This is a genomic window from Pseudomonas sp. 29, assembly GCF_002754355.1.
GTDB lineage: Bacteria > Pseudomonadota > Gammaproteobacteria > Pseudomonadales > Pseudomonadaceae > Aquipseudomonas > Aquipseudomonas neuropathica.
Map to the genome: position 1 here is coordinate 3347356 of NZ_PEEY01000001.1, position 23013 is coordinate 3370368.

Below are 23013 nucleotides of genomic sequence, written 5' to 3' on the forward strand. Positions count from 1 at the left end.
CTTACATACGCTCCAGAGTTTCCAGACCCAACAGCTCCAGGCCTTGCTTGAGGGTGCGACCGGTCAGCGCGGCCAGACGCAGACGGCTCTGCATCTGGGCCGGGGTTTCGGCGGCGAGGATCGGGCAGTTCTCGTAGAAGCTGGAGAACAGACCGGCAACGTCGTACAGATAAGTGCAGAGAATGTGCGGCGTGCCTTTGTCGGACACGTTGTTCAGCACTTCACCGAACTGCGCCAGTTTCGCCGCCAGCTCAAGTTCGTGCTCGGCTTCGAGAACGATCTGACCGTCGACTTCGCTGAAATCCTTGCCCAGCTTGCGGAACACACCGGCCACGCGGGTGTAAGCGTAAAGCAGGTACGGCGCGGTGTTGCCTTCGAAATTCAGCATCAGGTCGAAGTTGAAGCTGTAGTCGCTGGTGCGGTGCTTCGACAGGTCGGCGTATTTCACCGCGCCGATGCCGACGACTTTGGCGATGTTGCGCAGCTCGTCTTCGGCCAGTTGCGGGTTCTTCTCTTTCACCAGGTTGTAGGCGCGTTCCTGCGCTTCGGTGAGCAGGTCGATCAGCTTCACGGTGCCGCCGTCACGGGTCTTGAACGGACGGCCATCGGCGCCGTTCATGGTGCCGAAGCCCATGTGCTCCATTTCCATCGGATGGGTGACGAAACCGGCCTTGCGCGCCACAGCGAACACTTGCTGGAAGTGCAGGGCCTGACGCTGGTCGACGAAATACAGTGCGCGGTCGGCTTTCAGCTTGCCACTGCGGTAGCGCACGGCGGCGAGGTCAGTGGTGGCGTACAGGTAACCGCCGTCAGCCTTGACGATGATTACCGGCAGCGGATCGCCGTCAGCATTCTTGAATTCGTCGAGGAACACGCACTGGGCGCCGTTGCTCTCGACCAGCATGCCAGCGGCTTTCAGATCGTTGACCACGTTGATCAGGTCGTCGTTGTAGGCGCTTTCGCCCATCACGTCGGCCATGGTCAGTTTGACGTTGAGCAGTTCGTAGATCTTCTGGCAGTGCGACAGCGAGATGTCCTTGAACCTGGTCCACAGCGCCAGGCACTCGGCATCGCCGGCCTGCAGCTTGACCACCAGGCCACGGGCGCGGTCGGCGAATTCTGCGGATTCGTCGAAACGCTGCTTGGCGGCGCGGTAGAAGTTTTCCAGGTCCGACAGCTCATCGCTGGTGATCGGGTTTTCCTGCAGATACGCCATCAGCATGCCGAACTGGGTGCCCCAGTCGCCGACGTGGTTCTGACGGATCACTTCGTCGCCGAGGAATTCAAGAACACGGGCTACGCCGTCACCGATGATGGTCGAGCGCAAGTGGCCGACGTGCATCTCTTTGGCCAGATTCGGTGCCGACAGGTCGACCACGGTGCGCTGCGCCGGGCCAGCCTTGCGCACGCCAATGTGAGCATCAGCCAGTGCGGCATCGAGGCGGTTGGCCAAGGCCTGGGTGTTCTGGAAGAAATTGATGAAGCCCGGGCCGGCGATTTCGGCCTTGGTGACGTTCTCGTCGGCAGGCAGTGCGGCAATGATTTTTTCCGCCAGATCGCGCGGCTTCATGCCCGCAGGCTTGGCCAGCATCATGGCGATGTTGCTGGCGAAGTCGCCGTGGGTCTTGTCACGGGCGTTCTCCACCTGGATCGCCGGCGACAGGCCTTCAGGCAACACACCTTCGTTGACGAGTTGGGTGAGGGCTTGTTGGATCAGCTGGCGAATGGTGTCTTTCATGGTCTTCTCTTTCGACCGCAAGCGCGGCGGGCGCATCGATGCGCGGGTGGAAAAACTGGGCATTATCCGTTGCGAAGACGGGCTTGCCAACCTTAGCAGGCAGCTTATGGATATGTGGTGACATTCAGATCAAAAGATCGCCGCCTGCGGCAGCTCCTACACGGGGATACGCATTTTCCTGTAGGAGCTGCCGAAGGCGGCGATCTTTTGATCTTCAATACAAATCGACGGGATCGACATCCAGCGACCAGCGCACCGCCCGCCCGCTTGGCATCTGCTCCAGCACCAGCAACCAACTGGCCAGCAACCGATGCAGCGGCGCCCGTGCTGTCGCCTGCAACAGCAGCTGCGCGCGATAACGCCCGGCGCGGCGTTCCATCGGTGCTGGCACTGGCCCGAGCAATTCGATCCCGCTCAGGTTCTGCTCTGCCAGCAAACGCTCGGCTTCGCTACACGCCTCATCGAGAAAACCTTCCGCTTGCCCGGGCTTGTGCGCTTCAGCACGCAACAGCGCCAGATGCGCAAACGGCGGCAACCCGGCGGCGCGGCGCTCGCTCAAGGCCTGTTCGGCAAAGGCGAAATAGCCCTGTTCGGTGAGTTGCACCAATAAAGGATGGTCAGCGAGGTGTGTCTGGATAATCACCTTGCCCGGCTCTTCCGCTCGCCCGGCACGCCCGGCCACCTGCACGATCAACTGCGCCATGCGCTCGCTGGCGCGGAAGTCGCCGGAGAACAGGCCTCCGTCAGCATCGAGGATCGACACCAGCGTCACCCTTGGAAAATGGTGCCCCTTGGCCAACATCTGCGTGCCGACCAGAATGCACGGCTGGCCCTTCTGGATCGTCGCGAACAGTTGATTCATCGCGTCTTTGCGTGACGTGCTGTCGCGGTCGACCCGTAGCACCGGGTAATCGGGGAATAGAATCGCCAGTCGCTCTTCGGCGCGTTCGGTGCCCGCGCCCACGGGGCGCAAATCAACCTTGTTGCACTTCGGACACTGGCGCGGTGTGCGCTCGACGTAGCCACAGTGATGGCAACGCAGTTCGCCGTAGCGCTGGTGCACAGTCATCCGCGCATCGCAGCGTGAGCATTCGGACATCCAGCCGCAGTCATGACACAACAGTGTCGGGGCGAAGCCGCGCCGGTTGAGGAACACCAGCACCTGCTGGCCGTTGGCGAGGGTCTGGCCGATGGCTTGCTGCATCGGCCCGGAAATACCGCTGTCCAGTGGACGGCTTTTCACATCCAGCCGCAGGAAGCGTGGCTGCTTGGCACCGCCAGCACGTTCATTCAGGCGTAGGAGGCCGTAACGGCCGGTGTAGGCGTTGTGCAGGCTTTCCAGTGATGGCGTCGCGGAACCGAGGACGATCGGGATGTTTTCCTGCCGTGCACGCACCAGCGCCAGATCACGGGCGTGGTAGCGCAAACCTTCCTGCTGTTTATAAGAGCCGTCGTGCTCTTCATCGATGATGATCAGTCCGGGATTCTTCATCGGCGTAAACAGCGCCGAGCGGGTGCCGATAATAATGTCGGCCTCGCCATCACGTGCGGCGAGCCAGGCTTCGAGGCGCTCGCGATCATTGACCGCCGAGTGCAGCAGGGCGATGCGCGCATTGAAGCGCTGCTCGAAACGCGCCAGGGTCTGCGGGCCGAGGTTGATCTCCGGGATCAGCACCAGCGCCTGTTTGCCGGCTTCGAGGGTTTCGCGGATCAGTTGCAAATAGACTTCGGTCTTGCCACTGCCGGTGACCCCGGCCAGCAGGAACGCGTGATAACTGTCGAAGCCGGCGCGGATCGCCTCGTAGGCGGCGCGCTGTTCGGCGTTCAGCGGCAATTCCGGCTGCGCCAGCCAATGCTCATGGCGCACGCCGGGTGCATGCCGGCGGATTTCCACTTGCACCAGATTTTTCGCCAGCAGCAGATCAAGGCTGTCCTTGCTCAGCATCAGTTTGCTCAGCAACTGATGGGCGACGCCGTGCGGGTGTTGAGCGAGGGTGGCGAGTGCTTCCCGCTGGCGCGGGGCGCGGGCGATGCGCGGATCATCAAGGCTGGCGCCCGGGACGATCGACCAGAAACGCTCCTGCCGCGCCTCGGCCAGCTCGCCTTGGCGCAGCAGGACTGGCAGCGCCCAGCTCAGGGTGTCGCCGAGGCTGTGCTGATAATACTGCGACGTCCACAGGCACAGCTTGAACAGCGCCGGTGGCAGTGGCGCTGTGGCGTCGAGCAGGGCCAGTGCTGGTTTCAGTTTCTCCACCGGCACTTCGCTGGTGTCCGTGACCTCGACCAGAATCCCGATCATCTCGCGTCGACCGAACGGCACTCGCAGGCGCATGCCCGGCTGCAATTGCTCACGCAGCACGCCGGCCGGCGCTCGATAGTCGAACAGGCGGCGCAAGGGTGAAGGCAGGGCTAGGCGCAGAATGGCGTCGGGCACGCGGGGGGATCTCTATAAACGCAAAATAAGGGACGAGTGCAGATCAATTGTGGGAGCGAGCTTGCTCGCGAAGGCGGTGTATCAGGCGCTTAAGGATTGACTGACACAACGCATTCGCGAGCAGGCTCGCTCCCACTGGGAATCGCGTATTGGGCCGGGAGCCTAGCAGACGGTCGGTCTCGGTGACAGCTTGCGTGTTTGAAAAGGTCTGGTAGAATCCGCGGCCTAATTACGTGCGGTATTCAACAATAGTGTTGGGTGGCGGCACGCTAGCTGAGGAAGACACCATGAAAGCTGATATCCACCCGAATTACCCAGTCATCGCTGTTACCTGCAGCTGTGGCAACAAGTTCGAAACTCGTTCGACTTTCGGCAAAGCTCTGCCAATCGACGTTTGCAACGAATGCCACCCGTTCTACACCGGTAAGCAGAAGACTCTGGACACTGGCGGCCGCGTTCAGCGCTTCGCAGACCGTTTCGGTGCTTTCGGCAAGAAACCTGCTGCTGCAGAGTAAGGTTGAAGGGCCCGGTGGGCTTTTCCTCGTTGCTGAAAAAGGCGTCCCTCGCGGGCGCCTTTTTTGTGTCTGCGATTTGGCTATCTGGCGCTCAGGCCTTTTGCCCGGCGCCTGCGGGGCTGACCAGCGTCACCGTGCAGCGCGTGGTCGATGGCGACACGCTGCGCCTGAGCGACGGTCGCAGCGTGCGGATGATCGGCCTCAACACGCCTGAACTGGGCAAGCAGGGCCGCAGCGACGAACCGTTTGCTGTAGCCGCACGCAAACGCCTGCAAGCGCTGGTTGATGTCAGTGGCGGACGCGTCGGTTTACTGCCCGGCAAGCAAGTCAAAGACCATTACGGGCGTACGCTCGCGCATATTTACAGCACCAGCGGCGCCAATCTCGAAGCGCAAATGCTCGCCGATGGCCTCGGTTTCCAGGTCGCAGTTGCGCCGAATGTCGATCTTGTTGCCTGTCAGCAAGCCGCCGAACGTAGTGCGCGAAAGGCCGGGCTGGGCCTCTGGCGGCAATCACCTGTACTGAAAGCGGAGCAGATCCAGCGCTCGGGTTTCGCCGTGATCAGTGGGCGTGTGAGCAAGGTTCAGCGCAATCGAGGCGGAATCTGGATCGAGTTGCAGGACTCGCTTGTATTGCGCGTTGCACCCAATCTGGTCGGACAATTTGACAATGCCCGGTTGCAGGCATTGAAAGGCAAGCAGATCGAGGCTCGCGGCTGGATCGTTGATCGTTCCCGGCGCGGTGGATTGCAATCCGGCCAGTCGCGCTGGCTGCTTCCGTTGACGGATCCTTCGATGTTGCAAACGCCGCGCTGAAGAAAAATTGTAGACATTTTTTCTGTCGATTGTGAACAGTCCAGCCCTTGTGCGCCGTGGCTCTTGGCCCAAAGTCGTAGGGCAGGGCGCTTGACAGGGGTGACCGCTCAGTCTTGTGGGGACTTTGCGAGGCGCGTATCCTCGCTGACCAGTCTGTCCAACAGTAAAAAGCGGAATGCCAAAATGTCTGATCTGAAAACTGCCGCTCTCGAATATCATGCCAATCCTCGTCCAGGGAAGCTGAGTGTCGAGCTCACCAAGGCCACTGCTACCGCTCGCGACTTGTCGCTGGCCTACAGCCCCGGCGTAGCTGAACCAGTGCGTGAGATCGCTCGCGATCCTGAACTGGCCTACAAATACACCGGCAAGGGCAACCTGGTTGCAGTCATTTCCGATGGCACCGCGATTCTCGGTCTGGGCAACCTCGGCCCATTGGCCTCCAAGCCAGTGATGGAAGGTAAAGGCGTACTGTTCAAGCGCTTCGCCGGCATCGACGTTTTCGACATCGAAGTCGACTCCGAAAGCCCGCAAGCCTTCATCGATACCGTAAAACGCATCTCCATCACTTTCGGCGGTATCAACCTGGAAGACATCAAGGCGCCAGAGTGCTTTGAGATCGAACGTGCTCTGATCGAGCAGTGCGACATTCCGGTCTTCCACGATGACCAGCACGGCACCGCGATCGTGACCGCTGCGGGCATGATCAACGCCCTGGAAATCGCTGGCAAAACCCTGCCAGAAGCGAAAATCGTCTGCCTGGGCGCCGGCGCTGCTGCCATCTCCTGCATGAAATTGCTGGTGAGCATGGGCGCACGTATCGAAAACATCTTCATGGTTGACCGTACCGGTGTGATCCACTCCGGCCGTGACGACCTGAACCAGTACAAAGCGGTATTCGCTCACGCCACCGAGAAGCGCAGCCTGGCTGACGCACTGGCAGGCGCTGACGTGTTCGTCGGTCTGTCCGGCCCGAACCTGCTGAGCGCAGAAGGCCTGCTGTCGATGGCGGCCAACCCGATCGTGTTCGCCTGCTCGAACCCGGATCCGGAAATCTCCCCGGAGCTGGCGCACGCTACCCGTAGCGACGTGATCATGGCCACCGGCCGTTCGGACTACCCGAACCAGGTCAACAACGTACTGGGCTTCCCGTTCATCTTCCGTGGTGCCCTGGACGTTCGCGCCAAGCGCATCAACGAAGAAATGAAAGTGGCTGCGGCCAACGCCCTGCGTGAGCTGGCCAAGCTGCCTGTTCCACAGGACGTGTGCGATGCCTACGGCGGTGCTCCGCTGGAATTCGGCCGTGAGTACATCATTCCGAAGCCAATGGACAAGCGCCTGATCACCCTGATCTCCGACGCTGTGGCCAAAGCCGCGATCGAGACCGGTGTGGCGACCCTGCCGTATCCGAAGAACTACCCGCTGAAAAGCGTGGATGACGTGTTCAACGGCTAAGCCGTTGTAGCGCTTCAAACGAAAGCCCCGGCTCGTGAGAGTCGGGGCTTTTTATTGCCTGAAGATCAAGAACCCCCTCACCCTAGCCCTCTCCCAGGGGGAGAGGGGACTGATTGGGGGATGTTCGGGAGTTACGCCGACTTGAACGTATTGTTTTGAATCCATAATCGACACAGCTCTCTCAGGTCGATGTAGAGCGCTAGACAACTCGGTCAGTCCCCTCTCCCTTTGGGAGAGGGCTAGGGTGAGGGGCTCTAGATCTTCAGCCATAAAAAAGCCCCGCACATCTCACGAAGGCGGGGCTTTTTGCTGCTTCAGGATCAGAACAGATCGATCGGCGCCTGCTCATCCGCTGGCAGCGGGCTGCCCGGTACGGCGCCATTACCCAGTTCATTCACCGACGGCGGCGTGTCTTCAGACTTGAACAGCTCGAAATACGCGCCTGGCGTGCTCGGCGTCGCCGCTCGGCCACTGACCGGATCCACGCGCAGACTCAGCAAGCCTTCTGGCTCAGGCTGCACGTGCGGCGGCTTGTCCTTCAGCGCAGCCGACATGTAGTTCATCCAGATCGGCAGCGCCACAGTACCGCCGAACTCGCGACGACCGAGGCTTTCCGGCTGGTCGAAACCGGTCCACACGGTGGTCACGTAATCGGCGTTGTAACCAGAGAACCACGCGTCTTTCGATTCGTTGGTGGTACCTGTTTTACCGGCGATATCGCTGCGGCCCATGGCCAACGCGCGACGGCCGGTGCCGAGCTTGATCACGTCCTGCAACATGCTGTTGAGGATGTAGGTGGTGCGGCCATCGACAATTCGCTCGGCCACTGCCGGTGTTTGCGGCACGGCCGCGCTGCCCGGCACTTCGCCCGCAACCGGTGTGGCGTTGACCGTAAACGAATCGGTGTGCGGCGCCGCGATACCGTCCGTCGCCGAACCGCCCTGAGGCACGGTTGGCGGGTTGGCGACGAACAGCGTGTCGCCATTACGGCTTTCGATCTTGTCGATGATGTACGGGGTGATCTTGTAACCGCCGTTGGCGAACGTACTCCAACCGGTCGCAATTTCCATCGGCGTCAGCGTTGCAGTACCCAGCGCCAGCGACAGGTTGGGCGGCAGATCCTGCTTGTTGAAGCCGAAACGGGTGATGTAGTCGATGGTCTTGCCTACGCCCATCGCCTGCAGCAAGCGGATCGACACCAGGTTACGCGACTTGTACAGCGCCTCACGCAGGCGGATCGGGCCGAGGAAGGTGTTGGTGTCGTTCTTCGGGCGCCAGACCTTGTCCAGATATTCGTCGACAAACACGATCGGCGCATCGTTGACCAGCGTGGCAGCGGTGTAGCCGCTATCCAGCGCGGCGCTGTAGACGAACGGCTTGAAGCTCGAGCCCGGCTGACGCTTGGCCTGCATCGCACGGTTGTAGTTGCTCTGTTCGAAGGCGAAACCGCCGACCAGCGAGCGAATCGCGCCGTTCTGCGGATCCAGCGACACCAGCGCACCTTGCGCCTGCGGGATCTGGCTGAACTTCAGTGAATTGTCTTTCTGACGCTGCACGCGAACCAGATCACCGACCGCCGCGACATCCGACGGCTGGCGCGGATTGGCACCCATGCTGTTGGTGTTGAGGAACGGTCGTGCCCATTTCATGGTGTCCCAGGCGACGTGCTCTTCGCCGGTACGGGTCAGCACTTGCAGGCCGTTCTTGTCGACCTGGGTGACGATGGCCGGCTCCAGGCTACTGATGGTGCGCTGCTTGGTCAGTTCGCTTGCCCAGGCCTCACGGGTCTTGCCCGGCAGACGCGATTCGGGGCCACGGTAGCCGTGACGCTGGTCGTAGGTCATCAAACCTTCGTGCAGTGCGGTGTTGGCCATTTCCTGCAGGTTGCTCGGCACCGTGGTGGTGACGCGGAAACCTTCGGTGTAAGCGTCGCTGCCATAACGGCCGACCATCTCGGCACGGGCCATTTCAGCGATATACGGTGCATTCACTTCCGGGGTCGGCACGTGATAGCTGGCGTTCAGCGGTTCGTTGATCGCAGCGGTGTAGTCCGCTTCGCTGATCTTGCCAAGCTTGTACATGCGCCCGAGGATCCAGTCGCGGCGTTCTTTGCTGCGCGCCGGGTTGGCCAGCGGGTTGAAACGCGACGGGGCTTTCGGCAGGCCGGCGATCATCGCCATCTGCGCCAGGCTGACATCACGGATCGACTTGCCGTAATACACCTGCGCCGCCGCTTCGATGCCATAGGCGCGGTTGCCCAGATAGATCTTGTTCACGTACAGCTCAAGGATTTCATCCTTGGTCAGCTGTCGCTCGATCTGCAGGGCCAGAAGAATTTCGGTGGTTTTGCGCGAGAAGCTGCGTTCGCTGGTCAGGAAGAAGTTCTTCGCTACCTGCATGGTGATGGTGCTGCCGCCGGACTGAATGTGTCCGCTTTTGACCAGTTGGGTCGCGGCGCGCATCAGGCTGCTCGGATCGACGCCATAGTGGTTGGCGAAATTGTCGTCTTCAGCACTTAGTAACGCATTAATGAAATTGGGGGGAATGTCGGCGAAACGGATCGGTGTGCGGCGCATTTCGCCAAATTCGGCGATCAACTTGTTGTCGCTGGAGTAGACCCGCAGCGGAATCTGCAACTGAATGCTTCGCAGAGCCTCCACAGACGGCAAACCCGGACTAAGGTAAAGAAACGCGCCGCTGAGACCTAAAAGCAGTCCGCAGAAAACGGCGACGATGGACCAACCGAAAAATTTCAGCAGACGAATCAAGGCTTTTGGACATCCAGTGCAAAGAATGAATTTGGCGACGGGGCTCCGGCTAAACACAGAACCATCCGCGCTTGCAGTAAAAAGCGGAAAAAAACGCTGGGCATTATAAGCACTTTTCTGCTGGGGGCGTCATTTGCGCTTCTGTCAAGACGGGGTGAAGGAACGCAATGCGTATTACAGAGTCCGTAACTCACGGAAAGTCATAGGGAATTGGTAGTGCTGGGACTCTTCAATAAAAAGGCCAATACGTTACTGGGGATCGACATCAGTTCCACGTCAGTGAAGCTGCTGGAACTGAGCCGTCAGGGTGATCGCTACCGGGTCGAGGCGTATGCGGTAGAGCCATTGCCAGTCAACGCCGTGGTCGAAAAGAACATCGCCGAACTTGAAGGCGTCGGTCAGGCCCTGAGCCGTTTACTGGTCAAGGCGCGCACCGGGCTCAAGAGCGTGGCAGTCGCAGTGGCCGGTTCTGCCGTGATCACCAAGATCATCGAGATGGACGCCGGGCTGTCCGACGACGAGCTGGAAAACCAGCTCAAGATCGAGGCCGATCAGTACATTCCCTACCCGCTGGACGAAGTCGCCATCGATTTCGAAGTCCAGGGCGTGTCACCGCGCAACCCTGAGCGGGTCAACGTGTTGCTCGCTGCCTGTCGCAAGGAAAACGTCGAAGTCCGCGAAGCGGCGCTGGCTCTGGCCGGGCTGACCGCACGGGTAGTCGACGTCGAAGCCTATGCGCTGGAGCGCTCGTTCGGCTTGCTGGCCACGCAACTGGCGGCGTCTCAGGAGCGTCTGACTGTCGCTGTGGTCGACATCGGCGCGACCATGACCACGCTCAGCGTCCTGCACAATGGCAAGATCATCTATACCCGCGAGCAATTGTTCGGCGGCCGGCAACTGACCGAGGAAATCCAGCGCCGCTATGGCCTGACCCTCGAACAAGCGGGGCTGGCGAAAAAGCAGGGCGGTCTGCCCGATGATTACATCAGCGAGGTCTTGCAACCGTTTCGCGAGGCGCTGGTGCAGCAAGTGTCGCGCTCGCTGCAGTTCTTCTTCGCCTCCGGGCAATACAACGCGGTCGATCACATTCTGCTGGCCGGCGGCACGGCTTCAGTGCCCGGGCTGGATCGGCTGATCGAGCAGCGCCTGAGCACACCGACACAAGTAGCCAACCCGTTTGCCAACATGGCCCTGAGCAGCAAGGTCAACGCCGGGGCTTTGGCCAGCGACGCGCCGGCGCTGATGATCGCCTGCGGGCTCGCGCTCAGGAGTTTCGACTGATGGCGCGGATCAACCTCCTACCCTGGCGCGAGGAACGTCGCGAAGAGCGGCGCAAGCGCTTTCTGCTGGTCTTGATCGGCGTGTTGGCCGGCTCGGTCGGTGCGGTGCTCATCGCCGATCAGATCATCAGTGCGGCGATTGAGCAGCAAGTGGCGCGCAACGACTACATCGCCAAGCAGATCGCCGTGGTCGACGAACGGATCAAACAGATCAGCGATCTCAAGGCGCGTCGTCAGCAACTGGTCGAGCGCATGCGCATCATTCAGGACTTGCAGGGCAACCGGCAGATCAGTGGGCGAATCTTCGATCAACTGGCGCGCACGCTGCCGGACGGTGTGTATTTCACTGACGTGAAAATGGTTGGCAAAACCCTGTCGATCAGCGGTGCAGCCGAATCGAACAACCGGGTCTCCGAATTGATGCGCAATCTGGATGCTTCCGACTGGTTCGACGCGCCCAGTCTCAACGAGGTGAAGGCGACGACGGCGGGCCAGGTGGATCAGGCCAACACGTTTGAGTTGACCGTACGGCAGACCCAGCCCCGCACCGTGGAGGACGAGCAATGAAGCCGTCCGAATGGCTGGAAAGTCTGCGCGACATCGATTTCAACGACCTCGATACCAGCAACATCGGCTCATGGCCGGCAGCAGTGAAAGCCATCGCCGGGGCGCTGTTGATGGTGTTGGTCCTGGCGCTCGGTTATAACTTTTTCATCAGTGACCTGGAAAACCAACTCGAAGCCAAGCGCGAGGAAGAAGCCACGCTCAAGGAGCAGTTCGCCAGCAAGGCACGTCTTTCGGCCAACCTTGAGTTGTACACCCAGCAAATGAAGGAGATGGAAAACACCTTTGGCGTGCTGTTGCGCCAATTGCCCAGTGACACCGAAGTGCCGGGCCTGCTCGAAGACATTACCCGCACGGGGCTGGGCAGCGGCCTAGAGTTCGAAGAGATCAAACTGCTGCCGGAGGTCACCCAGCAGTTTTACATCGAGCTGCCGATCCAGATCACCGTCACCGGTGCCTATCACGACCTTGCGACCTTCGTCAGTGGCGTGGCCGGGTTGCCACGCATTGTCACCTTGCACGATTTCGAACTCGCGCCTGCCGATAAAGAGGGCGGGCCGAAGCTGCGCATGAGCATCCTTGCCAAGACCTACCGGTATAACGACAAGGGGCTGCAGAAATGAGCCCGACTCGTTACATCGCGTTGTCGATGACGCTGCTCGCGTTGAGCGGTTGTGGTGGCAGCAATGACTTCAGCGATCTTGATGCCTACCTGAATGAAGTACGCCTGCGCCCGGCAGGCAAGATTGAACCAACCCCGACATTCCGGTCTTACCCAACATTCACTTACAGCGCGGCCAACCTGCGCAGTCCGTTCTCGCGCCAGGTGCGGGTCGATCTGGCCGGGCAGAAACATGGCTCACGCAACGTCAAGCCCGATCCCAATCGGGTCAAGCAGTACCTCGAAGGTTTCAACATCGAGCAGTTCGAGATGGTCGGCACGATCTCCAATGTTTCCGGCTCCTTTGCGCTGTTGCGCGGGGCGGGCGGGGTGCATCGGCTGAAAGTCGGCGATTACCTGGGGCGCAATGACGGCCGCATCGTCGCTATCAGCGCCACCCAGGTCGATGTCGTCGAAATCGTCCCCGACGGCGAAGGCGCCTGGCTGGAGCGTCCGCGCACCATTCCTTTGAAAGAGCACTCATAGTGGAAGTCGAACAATGAACAGGATTTTCTCCACCCTCGGTTTTTCGCTATGGATAGCGCTGATGTCGCCGATGGTACTCGCGGTCAATCTGAAGATGCTGGACGTGGCGGCGTTGCCGGGTGATCGCGTCGAGCTGAAGTTGTCGTTCGACGGCCCGCCGCCACAACCCAAGGGCTACACCACCGAATCGCCGGCGCGGATTGCCCTGGACCTGCCCGGTGTCGCCAGTCAGTTGGCCAGCAAGAACCTCGATCTGGGCAGTGGCAATGCGCGCACCGCCACTGTGGTTGAGGCCAAGGAGCGCACGCGGCTGATTGTCAGCCTGACGCAACTGGCGCCTTACACCACGCGGGTTGAGGGCAATAACCTGTTCGTGGTGGTCGGTCATGGCGCACCGGCCACCGCGCTGCGTCCTGCTGCCGCTGCACCTCGTGCTACCGCTAAAGCTGCTGCGCCCGCCAAGGCATTTGTGCCGAAAAGCCGGGCGATTCGCGGTGTGGACTTCCAGCGTGGTACGGCGGGGGAAGGCAATGTGGTCATCGACCTGTCCGACCCGACCATCGCCCCGGATATCCAGGAGCATGACGGCAAGATCATCCTCACCTTCGCGCGCACGCAGTTGCCGGACAAGTTGCGGGTACGCCTCGACGTCAAGGATTTCGCCACCCCGGTGCAGTTCGTCAATGCCGGAGTAACCGCTGATCGCACAGTCATTACCGTTGAACCCAGTGGCACCTACGAGTACTCCACCTTCCAGACCGACAACAAACTGACCGTCAGCATCCGCCCGATGACCGTCGATGACCTGCAAAAACGCAACGCTGACCGTCAGGCGTACGTCGGCGAAAAGCTCTCGCTGAACTTCCAGGACATTGATGTGCGCTCGGTGCTGCAACTGATCGCCGACTTCACCAACCTCAATCTGGTTGCCAGCGACACGGTGCAGGGTGGCATCACCTTGCGCCTGCAAAATGTGCCGTGGGATCAGGCCCTGGATCTGGTGTTGAAAACCAAGGGCCTGGATAAGCGCAAGATCGGCAATGTGCTGCTGGTGGCGCCGGCCGATGAAATCGCTGCCCGCGAGCGTCAGGAACTGGAGTCGCAGAAGCAGATCGCCGAACTGGCGCCGTTGCGCCGCGAGCTGCTACAGGTGAACTACGCCAAAGCCGCGGACATCGCCAAGCTGTTCCAGTCGGTGACCAGTGCCGAGGCGAAAATCGACGAGCGCGGTTCGATTACCGTCGACGAGCGCACCAACAACATCATTGCCTACCAGACTCAGGATCGCCTCGACGAACTGCGGCGGATCGTGGCGCAACTGGATATTCCGGTGCGTCAGGTGATGATCGAAGCGCGGATTGTCGAGGCCAACGTTGATTACGACAAAAGTCTGGGCGTGCGCTGGGGCGGTTCGATCCAGAACAAGGGCAACTGGAACACCTCGGGCGTGAGCAACGGCACATCGTCGACTATCGGTACGCCGGGCAGCACCAGCACAAACTCGCCGTTCGTCGACATGGGCACTGTGGGTAATACATCGGGGATCGGCATTGCCTTCATTACCGACAATGTCCTGCTTGATCTTGAGCTGACTGCCATGGAGAAGACCGGCAACGGCGAAATCGTCTCGCAGCCGAAGGTGGTCACCTCCGACAAGGAAACCGCAAAAATCCTCAAAGGCACCGAGATTCCGTATCAGGAAGCCAGTTCCAGCGGCGCGACGTCGGTGTCGTTCAAGGAGGCCTCGCTGTCGCTGGAAGTCACCCCGCAGATCACCCCGGACAACCGCATCATCATGGAGGTCAAGGTCACCAAGGACGAACCGGATTACCTGAACAAAGTGCAGGATGTGCCGCCGATCAAGAAAAACGAGGTCAACGCCAAGGTGCTGGTCAATGACGGCGAAACCATCGTGATTGGCGGTGTTTTCTCAAATACTCAAAGCAAGGTCGTAGATAAGGTGCCATTTCTTGGCGATGTGCCGTATCTTGGCCGCCTTTTCCGGCGTGATGTGGTATCGGAGAAAAAATCCGAGCTGCTGGTATTTCTCACACCACGTATCATGAATAACCAGGCGATTGCTGTGAGTCGTTGATTCTGTGCGAAATTTGATTCTTGTAGGACCGATGGGTGCTGGCAAAAGCACCATCGGCCGGTTACTGGCCAAAGAGCTGCGCCTGCCGTTCAAAGATTCCGACAAGGAAATTGAATTGCGCACGGGCGCCAATATCCCGTGGATCTTCGACAAGGAAGGCGAACCCGGCTTTCGTGACCGTGAGCAGGCGATGATCGCCGAGCTTTGCGCGTTCGATGGCGTGGTGTTGGCGACCGGCGGTGGCGCAGTCATGCGCGATGCCAATCGCAAGGCCCTGCATGAGGGTGGGCGAGTGGTGTATCTGCACGCCTCTGTGGAGCAGCAGGTCGGCCGCACGTCGCGCGATCGCAACCGGCCGTTGCTGCGTACTGCCAACCCGGAAAAAACCCTGCGTGACCTGCTGGCGATCCGCGATCCGCTTTATCGGGAAATTGCCGATCTGGTGGTGGAAACCGACGAGCGGCCGCCACGTATGGTGGTGCTCGACATTCTCGATCGTCTGGCGCAGCTTCCTCCCCGTTAAAGCAGCGCTCGAAATGCGCTATCCTCGGCGTCCTGTCACAGTCCGCCGAGGTTGTGGCGGATGGCGTGCAAGCGGCGTCATACCCGCTATAGGCCGCAGATAACCAATAATTCAGGGCAGGACGCCTGCTTCCATCTTCACTGTGGGGACACATGCAGACACTCAAGGTCGATCTAGGCGAGCGCAGCTACCCGATTCATATTGGCGAAGGTTTGTTGGATCAGTCCGAGCTGCTGGCTCCGCATATCCATGGGCGGCAGGTGGCAATCATCTCCAACGAGACCGTTGCGCCGCTCTATCTTGAACGTCTGACCCGCAGCCTGGCGCAGTTCTCGGTGATCTCCGTGGTGTTGCCGGACGGCGAAGCCTTCAAGAACTGGGAAACCTTGCAACTGATCTTCGACGGTCTGCTGACTGCCCGTCATGACCGCCGCACCACCGTGATCGCCCTCGGCGGCGGTGTGATCGGCGACATGGCCGGTTTTGCCGCAGCCTGTTACCAGCGCGGCGTCGACTTCATCCAGATTCCGACGACATTGCTGTCCCAGGTCGATTCTTCGGTGGGCGGCAAGACCGGTATCAACCATCCACTAGGCAAGAACATGGTCGGCGCGTTCTACCAGCCGAACGTGGTGCTGATCGATACGGCGTCCCTGAAAACCCTGCCAGAGCGCGAGCTGTCTGCCGGTCTGGCCGAAGTCATCAAGTATGGGCTGATCTGCGACGAGCCATTCCTGACCTGGCTCGAAGAAAACGTCGATGCCCTGCGTGCGCTGGACCAGAAAGCCCTGACTTACGCGATCGAGCGCTCTTGCGCGGCCAAGGCTGCGGTGGTTGGCGCCGATGAGAAAGAAACCGGCGTACGTGCCACGCTCAACCTCGGCCACACTTTCGGCCACGCCATCGAGACCCACATGGGCTATGGTGTCTGGTTGCACGGGGAAGCGGTCGCGGCTGGCACCGTGATGGCGCTGGAGATGTCCGCGCGTCTGGGCTGGATCAGTGACGAGGAGCGTGATCGCGGTATTCTTCTGTTCCAGCGCGCCGGCTTGCCAGTGGTGCCGCCGACTGAAATGACCGAAGCCGATTTTCTTCAACACATGGCAATCGACAAAAAAGTGATCGACGGTCGTCTGCGCCTGGTGCTGCTGCGCCGGATGGGCGAAGCGGTAGTGACCGACGATTATCCGAAAGAGGTTCTACAGGCCACGCTGGGAGCGGATTACCGCGCCCTGGCTCAGCTTAAAGGTTGAAAAGATTCCAATGACTAGTTTGCATGCCGACGAGGCGTTCCTCGGCCATTTCCAGTTAAGTCACGACCCGTTCGCGCCACGCGTGCCGGGCTTCAAGTTCTTCCCGGCTCAGCGCAAACCGGTGCTGGGTCAACTGCATCATCTGGCGCGTTACAGCCAGTTGCTGCTGGTGGTCACCGGCCCGCAAGGCAGTGGCAAGACCTTGCTGCGTCAGGCGCTGGTCGCCAGCACCAACAAACAGTCGGTGCAGAGCGTGGTGGTTTCCGCCCGCGGTGCCGGTGATGCTGCCGGTGTGTTGCGCCAGGTGGCGCAGGCGCTGAACGTCGCTCAGGCCGAAGTTGGCGCGATTCTCGATCAAGTGGTGCAACTCGCACTGACCGGCCAGGAAGTCTATCTGTTGGTGGACGACGCTGAGCAGCTCGACGAGTCCGCTCTCGAAGCGCTGATGGCGCTGGGTGCCGGCGCACCGGAAGGTCGCCCGCATGTGTTCCTGTTCGGTGAATCGTCGCTGATCGCTCAGCTCGAGGCGTTGCACCTTGAGGAAGAGCGTTTCCACGTCATCGAGCTGCAGCCGTACACCGAAGAAGAGACCCGCGAATATCTCGACCAACGGCTCGAAGGTGCCGGCCGGGGTGTCGAACTTTTCAGCGCGGATCAGATCTCTGATATTCACGAAAGTGCCGAGGGTTGGCCGGGCAATATCAACCAGGTCGCTCGCGATGCTCTGATCGAAGTCATGATTGCCAGCCGCTCTGCGGTCAAGCGTCCAAGTATGGGGTTCAACATGCCGAAGAAACACGTATTGGCGATTTCCGCCGTCGTTGTGGTCGCGGTCGCCGCCGCCTGGTTGATGCCGGGTCGCAACAAGGCGCCAACCACCGGCGCTCCTGCCAATGAACAGGCACAGTTGCCTTTGGGGCAGGGTGCCAATGGCGGCGCACCGAACGTCGAGTTCGCCGGCAATACGCAACCGATGCCGTTGCCGCTGGTCGGTAACTCGCAACCGGTCATGCGCGGCCCGCTGGCTGAAGCCGCTGGCGGTATTACCGAAGGCGACGATGGCGTGCCGCTGGAAGGTTCCAGTGCGACTCCGCCGACCGTGACCACTTCCGCGCCACCGGCGGGCGTTCCTGCCGGTCCCGCGCCGACACCGGTTCCGTTGCCGGCCGCCAAACCGACTCCTGCTCCTGCTCAGGTTGCCACCGCCAAGCCTGCTCCGGCCGCGCCAGTCGCCAAACCGGCCCCAGCGCCGGCCAAGCCAGTCGTCGCTGCAAAACCGGCCGAGAAGCCGGTGACCGTTGCCAAAGCCGCCGGTGGCAGCTGGTATGCCGGTCAGCCGACCGGCAACTACGTGGTGCAGATCCTCGGCACCAGCTCTGAAGCGGCAGCGCAAAACTTCGTCAAAGAGCAGGGCGGTGAGTACCGTTATTTCAAGAAAGTCCTCAACGGCAAACCGCTTTACGTGATCACCTACGGCAACTTCGCCAATCGTGATGCAGCCGTTTCTGCCATCAAGGCCTTGCCAGCGAAGGTTCAGGCTGGTAAACCTTGGCCTCGCACTGTCGCCAGCGTCCAACAGGAACTGGCAACAACTCGCTGAAGATTCGGCGGCCTTACCCAGGCCGCCTCTCCAAGCACCTCAAAATTTCTACGAGTGCGCGCCGCCTTCTCAGGTCGCGTGCCTTGTGGTGTCTGCGTCACAGTAGTCTTTGAGTCGTTGCGGTCAAAATTAAAAAAGTTTTGACTAGCACAGCAGATCGCTTTAAACCTTTCACAAATGCGACATGAATTTGCGACATTTCGTCGTCAAATTTGTGAGCCTCTGTGTCGCTGTGTACAATGACCACCCTTTTGCCCCCGCGAAGCCGGCGTACGTTCGGCGCAGGATGCAAGTGGTTGAATTGAAAAGAAATTTGCCTCGAAAAGAGGCAGCCTGGTGAGAAAGTGTCTATGAAAGCAGGTCTGTACCAACCAGATGAATTCAAGGATAACTGCGGTTTCGGCCTGATAGCCCATATGCAGGGCGAGCCCAGTCATACCCTTTTGCAAACGGCCATCGAGGCCCTGACCTGCATGACCCACCGCGGTGGGATTAATGCCGACGGCAAGACCGGTGACGGTTGCGGTCTGCTGATTCAAAAACCTGATGCGTTCCTGCGCGCCATTGCCCAGGAAACCTTCAGCGTCGAGCTGCCCAAGCAATACGCGGTGGGCATGGTCTTCTTCAACCAGGATCCGGCCAAAGCCGAAGCCGCTCGCGAGAACATGAACCGCGAGATCCTCGCTGAAGGCCTGCAACTGATCGGCTGGCGCAAAGTGCCGATCGACACCAGCGTCCTCGGCCGCCTGGCCCTTGAGCGTCTGCCGCAAATCGAGCAGGTGTACATCGGCGGCGAAGGCCTGAGTGATCAGGACATGGCCGTGAAGCTGTTCAGTGCGCGTCGTCGTTCGTCGGTGGCCAACGCCGTCGACTCCGACCACTACATCTGCAGCTTTTCGCACAAGACCATCATCTATAAAGGCCTGATGATGCCGGCCGATCTGGCCGCGTTCTATCCAGACCTGAGCGACGAGCGCCTGCAAACCGCGATCTGCGTGTTCCACCAGCGCTTCTCCACCAACACCCTGCCGAAATGGCCGCTGGCCCAGCCATTCCGCTTCCTCGCCCACAACGGCGAGATCAACACCATCACCGGTAACCGTAACTGGGCACAGGCCCGTCGGACCAAGTTCACCAACGATCTGATGGATCTGGAAGAACTCGGCCCGCTGGTCAACCGTGTCGGTTCCGACTCCTCGAGCATGGACAACATGCTCGAGCTGATGGTCACCGGTGGCATCGACCTGTTCCGTGGTGTGCGGATGATCATTCCGCCAGCGTGGCAGAACGTTGAAACCATGGACCCGGATCTGCGTGCGTTCTACGAGTACAACTCGATGCACATGGAGCCGTGGGACGGCCCGGCTGGCGTGGTCATGACCGACGGTCGCTACGCGGTGTGCCTGCTCGACCGTAACGGTCTGCGTCCGGCACGCTGGGTCACCACCACCAACGGTTTCATCACCCTCGCCTCGGAAATCGGCGTGTGGGACTACAAACCGGAAGACGTGATTGCCAAAGGCCGTGTCGGCCCAGGTCAGATCTTCGCCGTGGACACCGAAACCGGGCAGATCCTCGACACCGATGCGATCGACAACCGTCTGAAATCCCGTCATCCGTACAAGCAATGGCTGCGCAAGAATGCCCTGCGCATCCAGGCGACCATGGAAGACAACGACCACGGTTCGGCGTTTTACGACGTTGATCAGCTCAAGCAATACATGAAGATGTATCAGGTCACGTTCGAAGAGCGCGATCAGGTCCTGCGTCCGCTCGGCGAGCAAGGCTACGAAGCCGTTGGCTCGATGGGCGATGACACGCCGATGGCCGTGCTCTCGCAGCGTGTGCGCACGCCGTACGACTATTTCCGCCAGCAGTTCGCGCAGGTCACCAACCCGCCGATCGATCCGCTGCGTGAAGCGATCGTGATGTCGCTGGAAATCTGCCTCGGTGCCGAGCGCAACATTTTCCAGGAGTCGCCGGAACACGCTTCGCGCGTGATCCTCAGCTCGCCGGTGATCTCGCCGGCCAAGTGGCGCTCGCTGATGAACCTCGACCGCCCGGGTTTCGAGCGGCAGATCATCGACCTCAACTACGACGAAAGCGTTGGCCTCGAAGCGGCGATCCGCAACGTTGCCGATCAGGCTGAAGAAGCCGTGCGCGCCGGTCGTACCCAGATCGTTCTGAGCGACCGCCATATTGCCCCGGGCAAACTGCCAATCCACGCATCCCTGGCGACCGGTGCCGTGCACCACCGCCTGACCGAAAAAGGCCTGCGCTGCGATTCCAACATCCTCGTTGAAACCGCAACCGCGCGCGATCCGCATCACTTTGCGGTGCTGATCGGCTTCGGCGCCTCGGCGGTCTATCCGTTCCTGGCCTATGAAGTGCTGGGCGACCTGATCCGTACCGGTGAAGTGCTGGGCGACCTCTACGAGGTGTTCAAGAACTACCGCAAAGGCATCACCAAAGGTCTGCTGAAAATTCTGTCGAAGATGGGCATCTCGACCATCGCCTCGTACCGTGGTGCGCAGCTGTTCGAAGCCATCGGCCTGTCCGAAGAAGTGTGCGACCTGAGCTTCCGTGGCGTGCCGAGCCGCATCAAGGGTGCGCGTTTCGTCGACATCGAAGCCGAACAGAAAGCGCTCGCCAGCGAAGCCTGGAGTCCGCGCAAGCCGATCCAGCAGGGCGGTCTGCTGAAGTTCGTCCACGGTGGCGAATACCACGCCTACAACCCGGACGTGGTCAACACCCTGCAAGCTGCCGTGCAGCAGGGCGACTACGCCAAGTTCAAGGAATACACCTCGCTGGTGGACAACCGTCCGGTGTCGATGATCCGCGACCTGTTCAAGGTCAAGACCCTCGACAAGCCGCTGGACATCAGTGAAATCGAACCACTGGAATCGGTGCTCAAGCGCTTCGACTCCGCCGGTATCTCGCTGGGCGCCTTGTCGCCGGAAGCTCACGAAGCCCTGGCCGAAGCCATGAACCGCCTCGGTGCGCGTTCCAACTCCGGCGAAGGTGGTGAAGATCCGGCGCGTTACGGCACCATCAAGAGCTCGAAAATCAAGCAAGTCGCGACTGGTCGTTTCGGGGTAACCCCGGAATACCTGGTCAACGCTGAAGTGCTGCAGATCAAGGTCGCGCAAGGCGCCAAGCCGGGTGAGGGCGGGCAACTGCCGGGCGGTAAAGTGAACGGGCTGATCGCCAAACTGCGTTATGCAGTGCCGGGCGTGACCTTGATTTCGCCGCCGCCGCACCACGACATCTATTCGATCGAAGACTTGTCGCAGCTGATTTTTGACCTGAAGCAGGTCAACCCGAAAGCACTGGTTTCGGTCAAATTGGTAGCCGAAGCAGGCGTCGGCACCATCGCCGCCGGTGTGGCCAAGGCCTATGCGGACTTGATCACCATCTCCGGCTACGACGGTGGCACCGGTGCTTCGCCGCTGACTTCGATCAAATACGCCGGCGCACCGTGGGAACTCGGCCTCGCTGAAACCCACCAGACCCTGCGCGGTAATGACCTGCGCGGCAAGGTCCGGGTGCAGACCGACGGCGGCCTGAAAACCGGCCTCGACGTGATCAAGGCAGCGATTCTCGGCGCCGAAAGCTTCGGCTTCGGTACTGCGCCGATGATCGCGCTGGGCTGCAAATACCTGCGTATCTGCCACCTGAACAACTGCGCCACCGGCGTCGCGACGCAGAACGAGAAGCTGCGCAAGGATCACTACATCGGTACCGTCGATATGGTGGTGAATTTCTTCACCTACGTCGCCGAAGAAACCCGTGAGTGGCTGGCCAAGCTCGGCGTGCGCTCCCTCGAAGAGCTGATCGGTCGTACCGATCTGCTGGAAGTCCTCGAAGGCCAGACCGCCAAGCAAAACCACCTGGACCTGACGCCGCTGTTGGGCAGCGATCACATCCCGGCAGACAAACCGCAGTTCTGCGGTGTTGAGCGCAACCCGCCGTTCGACCAAGGTTTGCTGGCCGAGAAAATGGTCGAGATGGCTTCGTCGGCGATCAACGACATGAGCGGCGCCGAGTTCGATCTGGACATCTGCAACTGCGACCGTTCGATCGGCGCGCGGATCTCCGGCGAAATCGCCCGCAAGCATGGCAACCAAGGGATGGCGAAAGCGCCGATCACCTTCCGCTTCAAGGGCACGGCGGGTCAGAGCTTCGGCGTGTGGAACGCTGGCGGTCTGAACATGTACCTCGAAGGCGACGCCAACGACTACGTCGGCAAAGGCATGACCGGTGGCAAGCTGACCATCGTGCCGCCGAAGGGCAGCGTTTACAAAACTCAGGAAAGCGCCATCATCGGCAACACCTGCCTGTACGGCGCCACGGGCGGCAAGCTGTTCGCCGCCGGCACCGCAGGCGAGCGTTTCGCCGTGCGTAACTCCGGTGCCCACACGGTTGTGGAAGGCACTGGCGATCACTGCTGTGAGTACATGACCGGTGGTTTCGTCTGCGTTCTGGGCAAGACCGGTTACAACTTTGGCTCTGGCATGACCGGTGGTTTCGCCTACGTGCTCGATCAGGACAACACCTTCGTTGACCGGGTCAACCACGAACTGGTGGAAATCCAGCGGATCAGCGGCGAGGCGATGGAAGCCTATCGCAGCCACCTGCAAAACGTGCTGAACGAGTACGTCGCGGAAACCGACAGCGAGTGGGGTCGTGAACTCGCTGAAAACCTCGATGACTACCTGCGCCGTTTCTGGCTGGTCAAGCCTAAGGCTGCCAACCTGAAGTCGTTGCTTTCCAGCACTCGTGCCAACCCGCAGTGATATGCGCCTGAAGAGTTTGATGAGGTTTTAACA

Annotated in this window: 16 protein-coding genes; 13 read left to right on the forward strand and 3 right to left on the reverse strand. The window is 60.4% G+C overall.

Annotated elements, in window-relative coordinates; genetic code table 11:
• Position 1: 1 nt before the first annotated feature.
• On the reverse strand, positions 2-1738 hold the full coding sequence (gene argS, locus CLU80_RS15590; protein WP_093430073.1) for an arginine--tRNA ligase: 1737 nt from the start codon (positions 1736-1738) through the stop codon (positions 2-4).
• Here argS and CLU80_RS30260 point away from each other — a divergent pair.
• Entirely contained in the window at positions 1737-1859 is a 123-nt protein-coding gene (locus CLU80_RS30260; protein WP_256579857.1) for a hypothetical protein, read from the forward strand. The two genes, argS and CLU80_RS30260, sit on opposite strands and share 2 nt — an antisense overlap.
• Positions 1860-1952: 93 nt before the next feature.
• Here the strand turns inward: CLU80_RS30260 and CLU80_RS15595 are convergent, their stop codons facing one another.
• Positions 1953-4172 carry a primosomal protein N' gene (locus CLU80_RS15595; protein ID WP_093430074.1) on the reverse strand — a complete coding sequence of 740 codons (2220 nt, stop codon included), beginning with the start codon at positions 4170-4172 and terminating at the stop codon, positions 1953-1955.
• A 287-nt stretch (positions 4173-4459) separates the two neighbouring features.
• Between CLU80_RS15595 and rpmE the strand changes: the two genes are divergently transcribed.
• The 3 genes from rpmE (at position 4460) to CLU80_RS15610 (ending at position 6954) form a co-directional block, all read left to right on the forward strand.
• On the forward strand, positions 4460-4687 hold the full coding sequence (gene rpmE / locus CLU80_RS15600; RefSeq protein ID WP_016984589.1) for a 50S ribosomal protein L31: 228 nt from the start codon (positions 4460-4462) through the stop codon (positions 4685-4687).
• 14 nt (positions 4688-4701) lie between these two features.
• Entirely contained in the window at positions 4702-5502 is an 801-nt protein-coding gene (locus CLU80_RS15605; protein ID WP_099759381.1) for a thermonuclease family protein, read from the forward strand.
• 183 nt (positions 5503-5685) lie between these two features.
• Positions 5686-6954, forward strand: a complete 1269-nt coding sequence (locus tag CLU80_RS15610; protein ID WP_090280412.1) for a malic enzyme-like NAD(P)-binding protein — start codon at positions 5686-5688, stop codon at positions 6952-6954.
• Between the two features lie 320 nt (positions 6955-7274).
• Here the strand turns inward: CLU80_RS15610 and CLU80_RS15615 are convergent, their stop codons facing one another.
• Complete coding sequence (locus CLU80_RS15615; RefSeq protein WP_427120006.1) at positions 7275-9719, reverse strand: penicillin-binding protein 1A; 2445 nt, start codon at positions 9717-9719, stop codon at positions 7275-7277.
• Between the two features lie 219 nt (positions 9720-9938).
• Between CLU80_RS15615 and CLU80_RS15620 the strand changes: the two genes are divergently transcribed.
• The 9 genes from CLU80_RS15620 to gltB all read left to right on the forward strand — a co-directional run bounded on the left by CLU80_RS15620 (position 9939) and on the right by gltB (position 22980).
• Positions 9939-11003 carry a pilus assembly protein PilM gene (locus CLU80_RS15620; RefSeq protein ID WP_093430076.1) on the forward strand — a complete coding sequence of 355 codons (1065 nt, stop codon included), beginning with the start codon at positions 9939-9941 and terminating at the stop codon, positions 11001-11003.
• Complete coding sequence (locus CLU80_RS15625) at positions 11003-11569, forward strand: PilN domain-containing protein (protein ID WP_099757775.1); 567 nt, start codon at positions 11003-11005, stop codon at positions 11567-11569. The genes CLU80_RS15620 and CLU80_RS15625 overlap by 1 nt, the downstream gene beginning before the upstream one ends.
• Positions 11566-12189 (forward strand): type 4a pilus biogenesis protein PilO, encoded by a 624-nt coding sequence (pilO, locus tag CLU80_RS15630; protein ID WP_099757776.1) that lies wholly within the window; start codon positions 11566-11568, stop codon positions 12187-12189. The genes CLU80_RS15625 and pilO overlap by 4 nt, the downstream gene beginning before the upstream one ends.
• On the forward strand, positions 12186-12713 hold the full coding sequence (locus CLU80_RS15635; RefSeq protein ID WP_093430079.1) for a pilus assembly protein PilP: 528 nt from the start codon (positions 12186-12188) through the stop codon (positions 12711-12713). The genes pilO and CLU80_RS15635 overlap by 4 nt, the downstream gene beginning before the upstream one ends.
• 13 nt (positions 12714-12726) lie before the next feature.
• A complete protein-coding gene (locus tag CLU80_RS15640) occupies positions 12727-14808 on the forward strand; it encodes a type IV pilus secretin PilQ (protein ID WP_099757777.1) in 2082 nt (693 codons plus the stop codon).
• A 4-nt stretch (positions 14809-14812) separates the two neighbouring features.
• Positions 14813-15331, forward strand: a complete 519-nt coding sequence (gene aroK, locus CLU80_RS15645) for a shikimate kinase AroK (RefSeq protein ID WP_011332081.1) — start codon at positions 14813-14815, stop codon at positions 15329-15331.
• Between the two features lie 152 nt (positions 15332-15483).
• Positions 15484-16584 (forward strand): 3-dehydroquinate synthase, encoded by a 1101-nt coding sequence (gene aroB / locus CLU80_RS15650; protein WP_099757778.1) that lies wholly within the window; start codon positions 15484-15486, stop codon positions 16582-16584.
• A gap of 10 nt (positions 16585-16594) precedes the next feature.
• A complete protein-coding gene (locus CLU80_RS15655; RefSeq protein WP_099757779.1) occupies positions 16595-18184 on the forward strand; it encodes an AAA family ATPase in 1590 nt (529 codons plus the stop codon).
• Positions 18185-18534: 350 nt separating this feature from the next.
• Entirely contained in the window at positions 18535-22980 is a 4446-nt protein-coding gene (gene gltB / locus CLU80_RS15665; protein ID WP_093430083.1) for a glutamate synthase large subunit, read from the forward strand.
• Positions 22981-23013 lie beyond the last annotated feature (33 nt).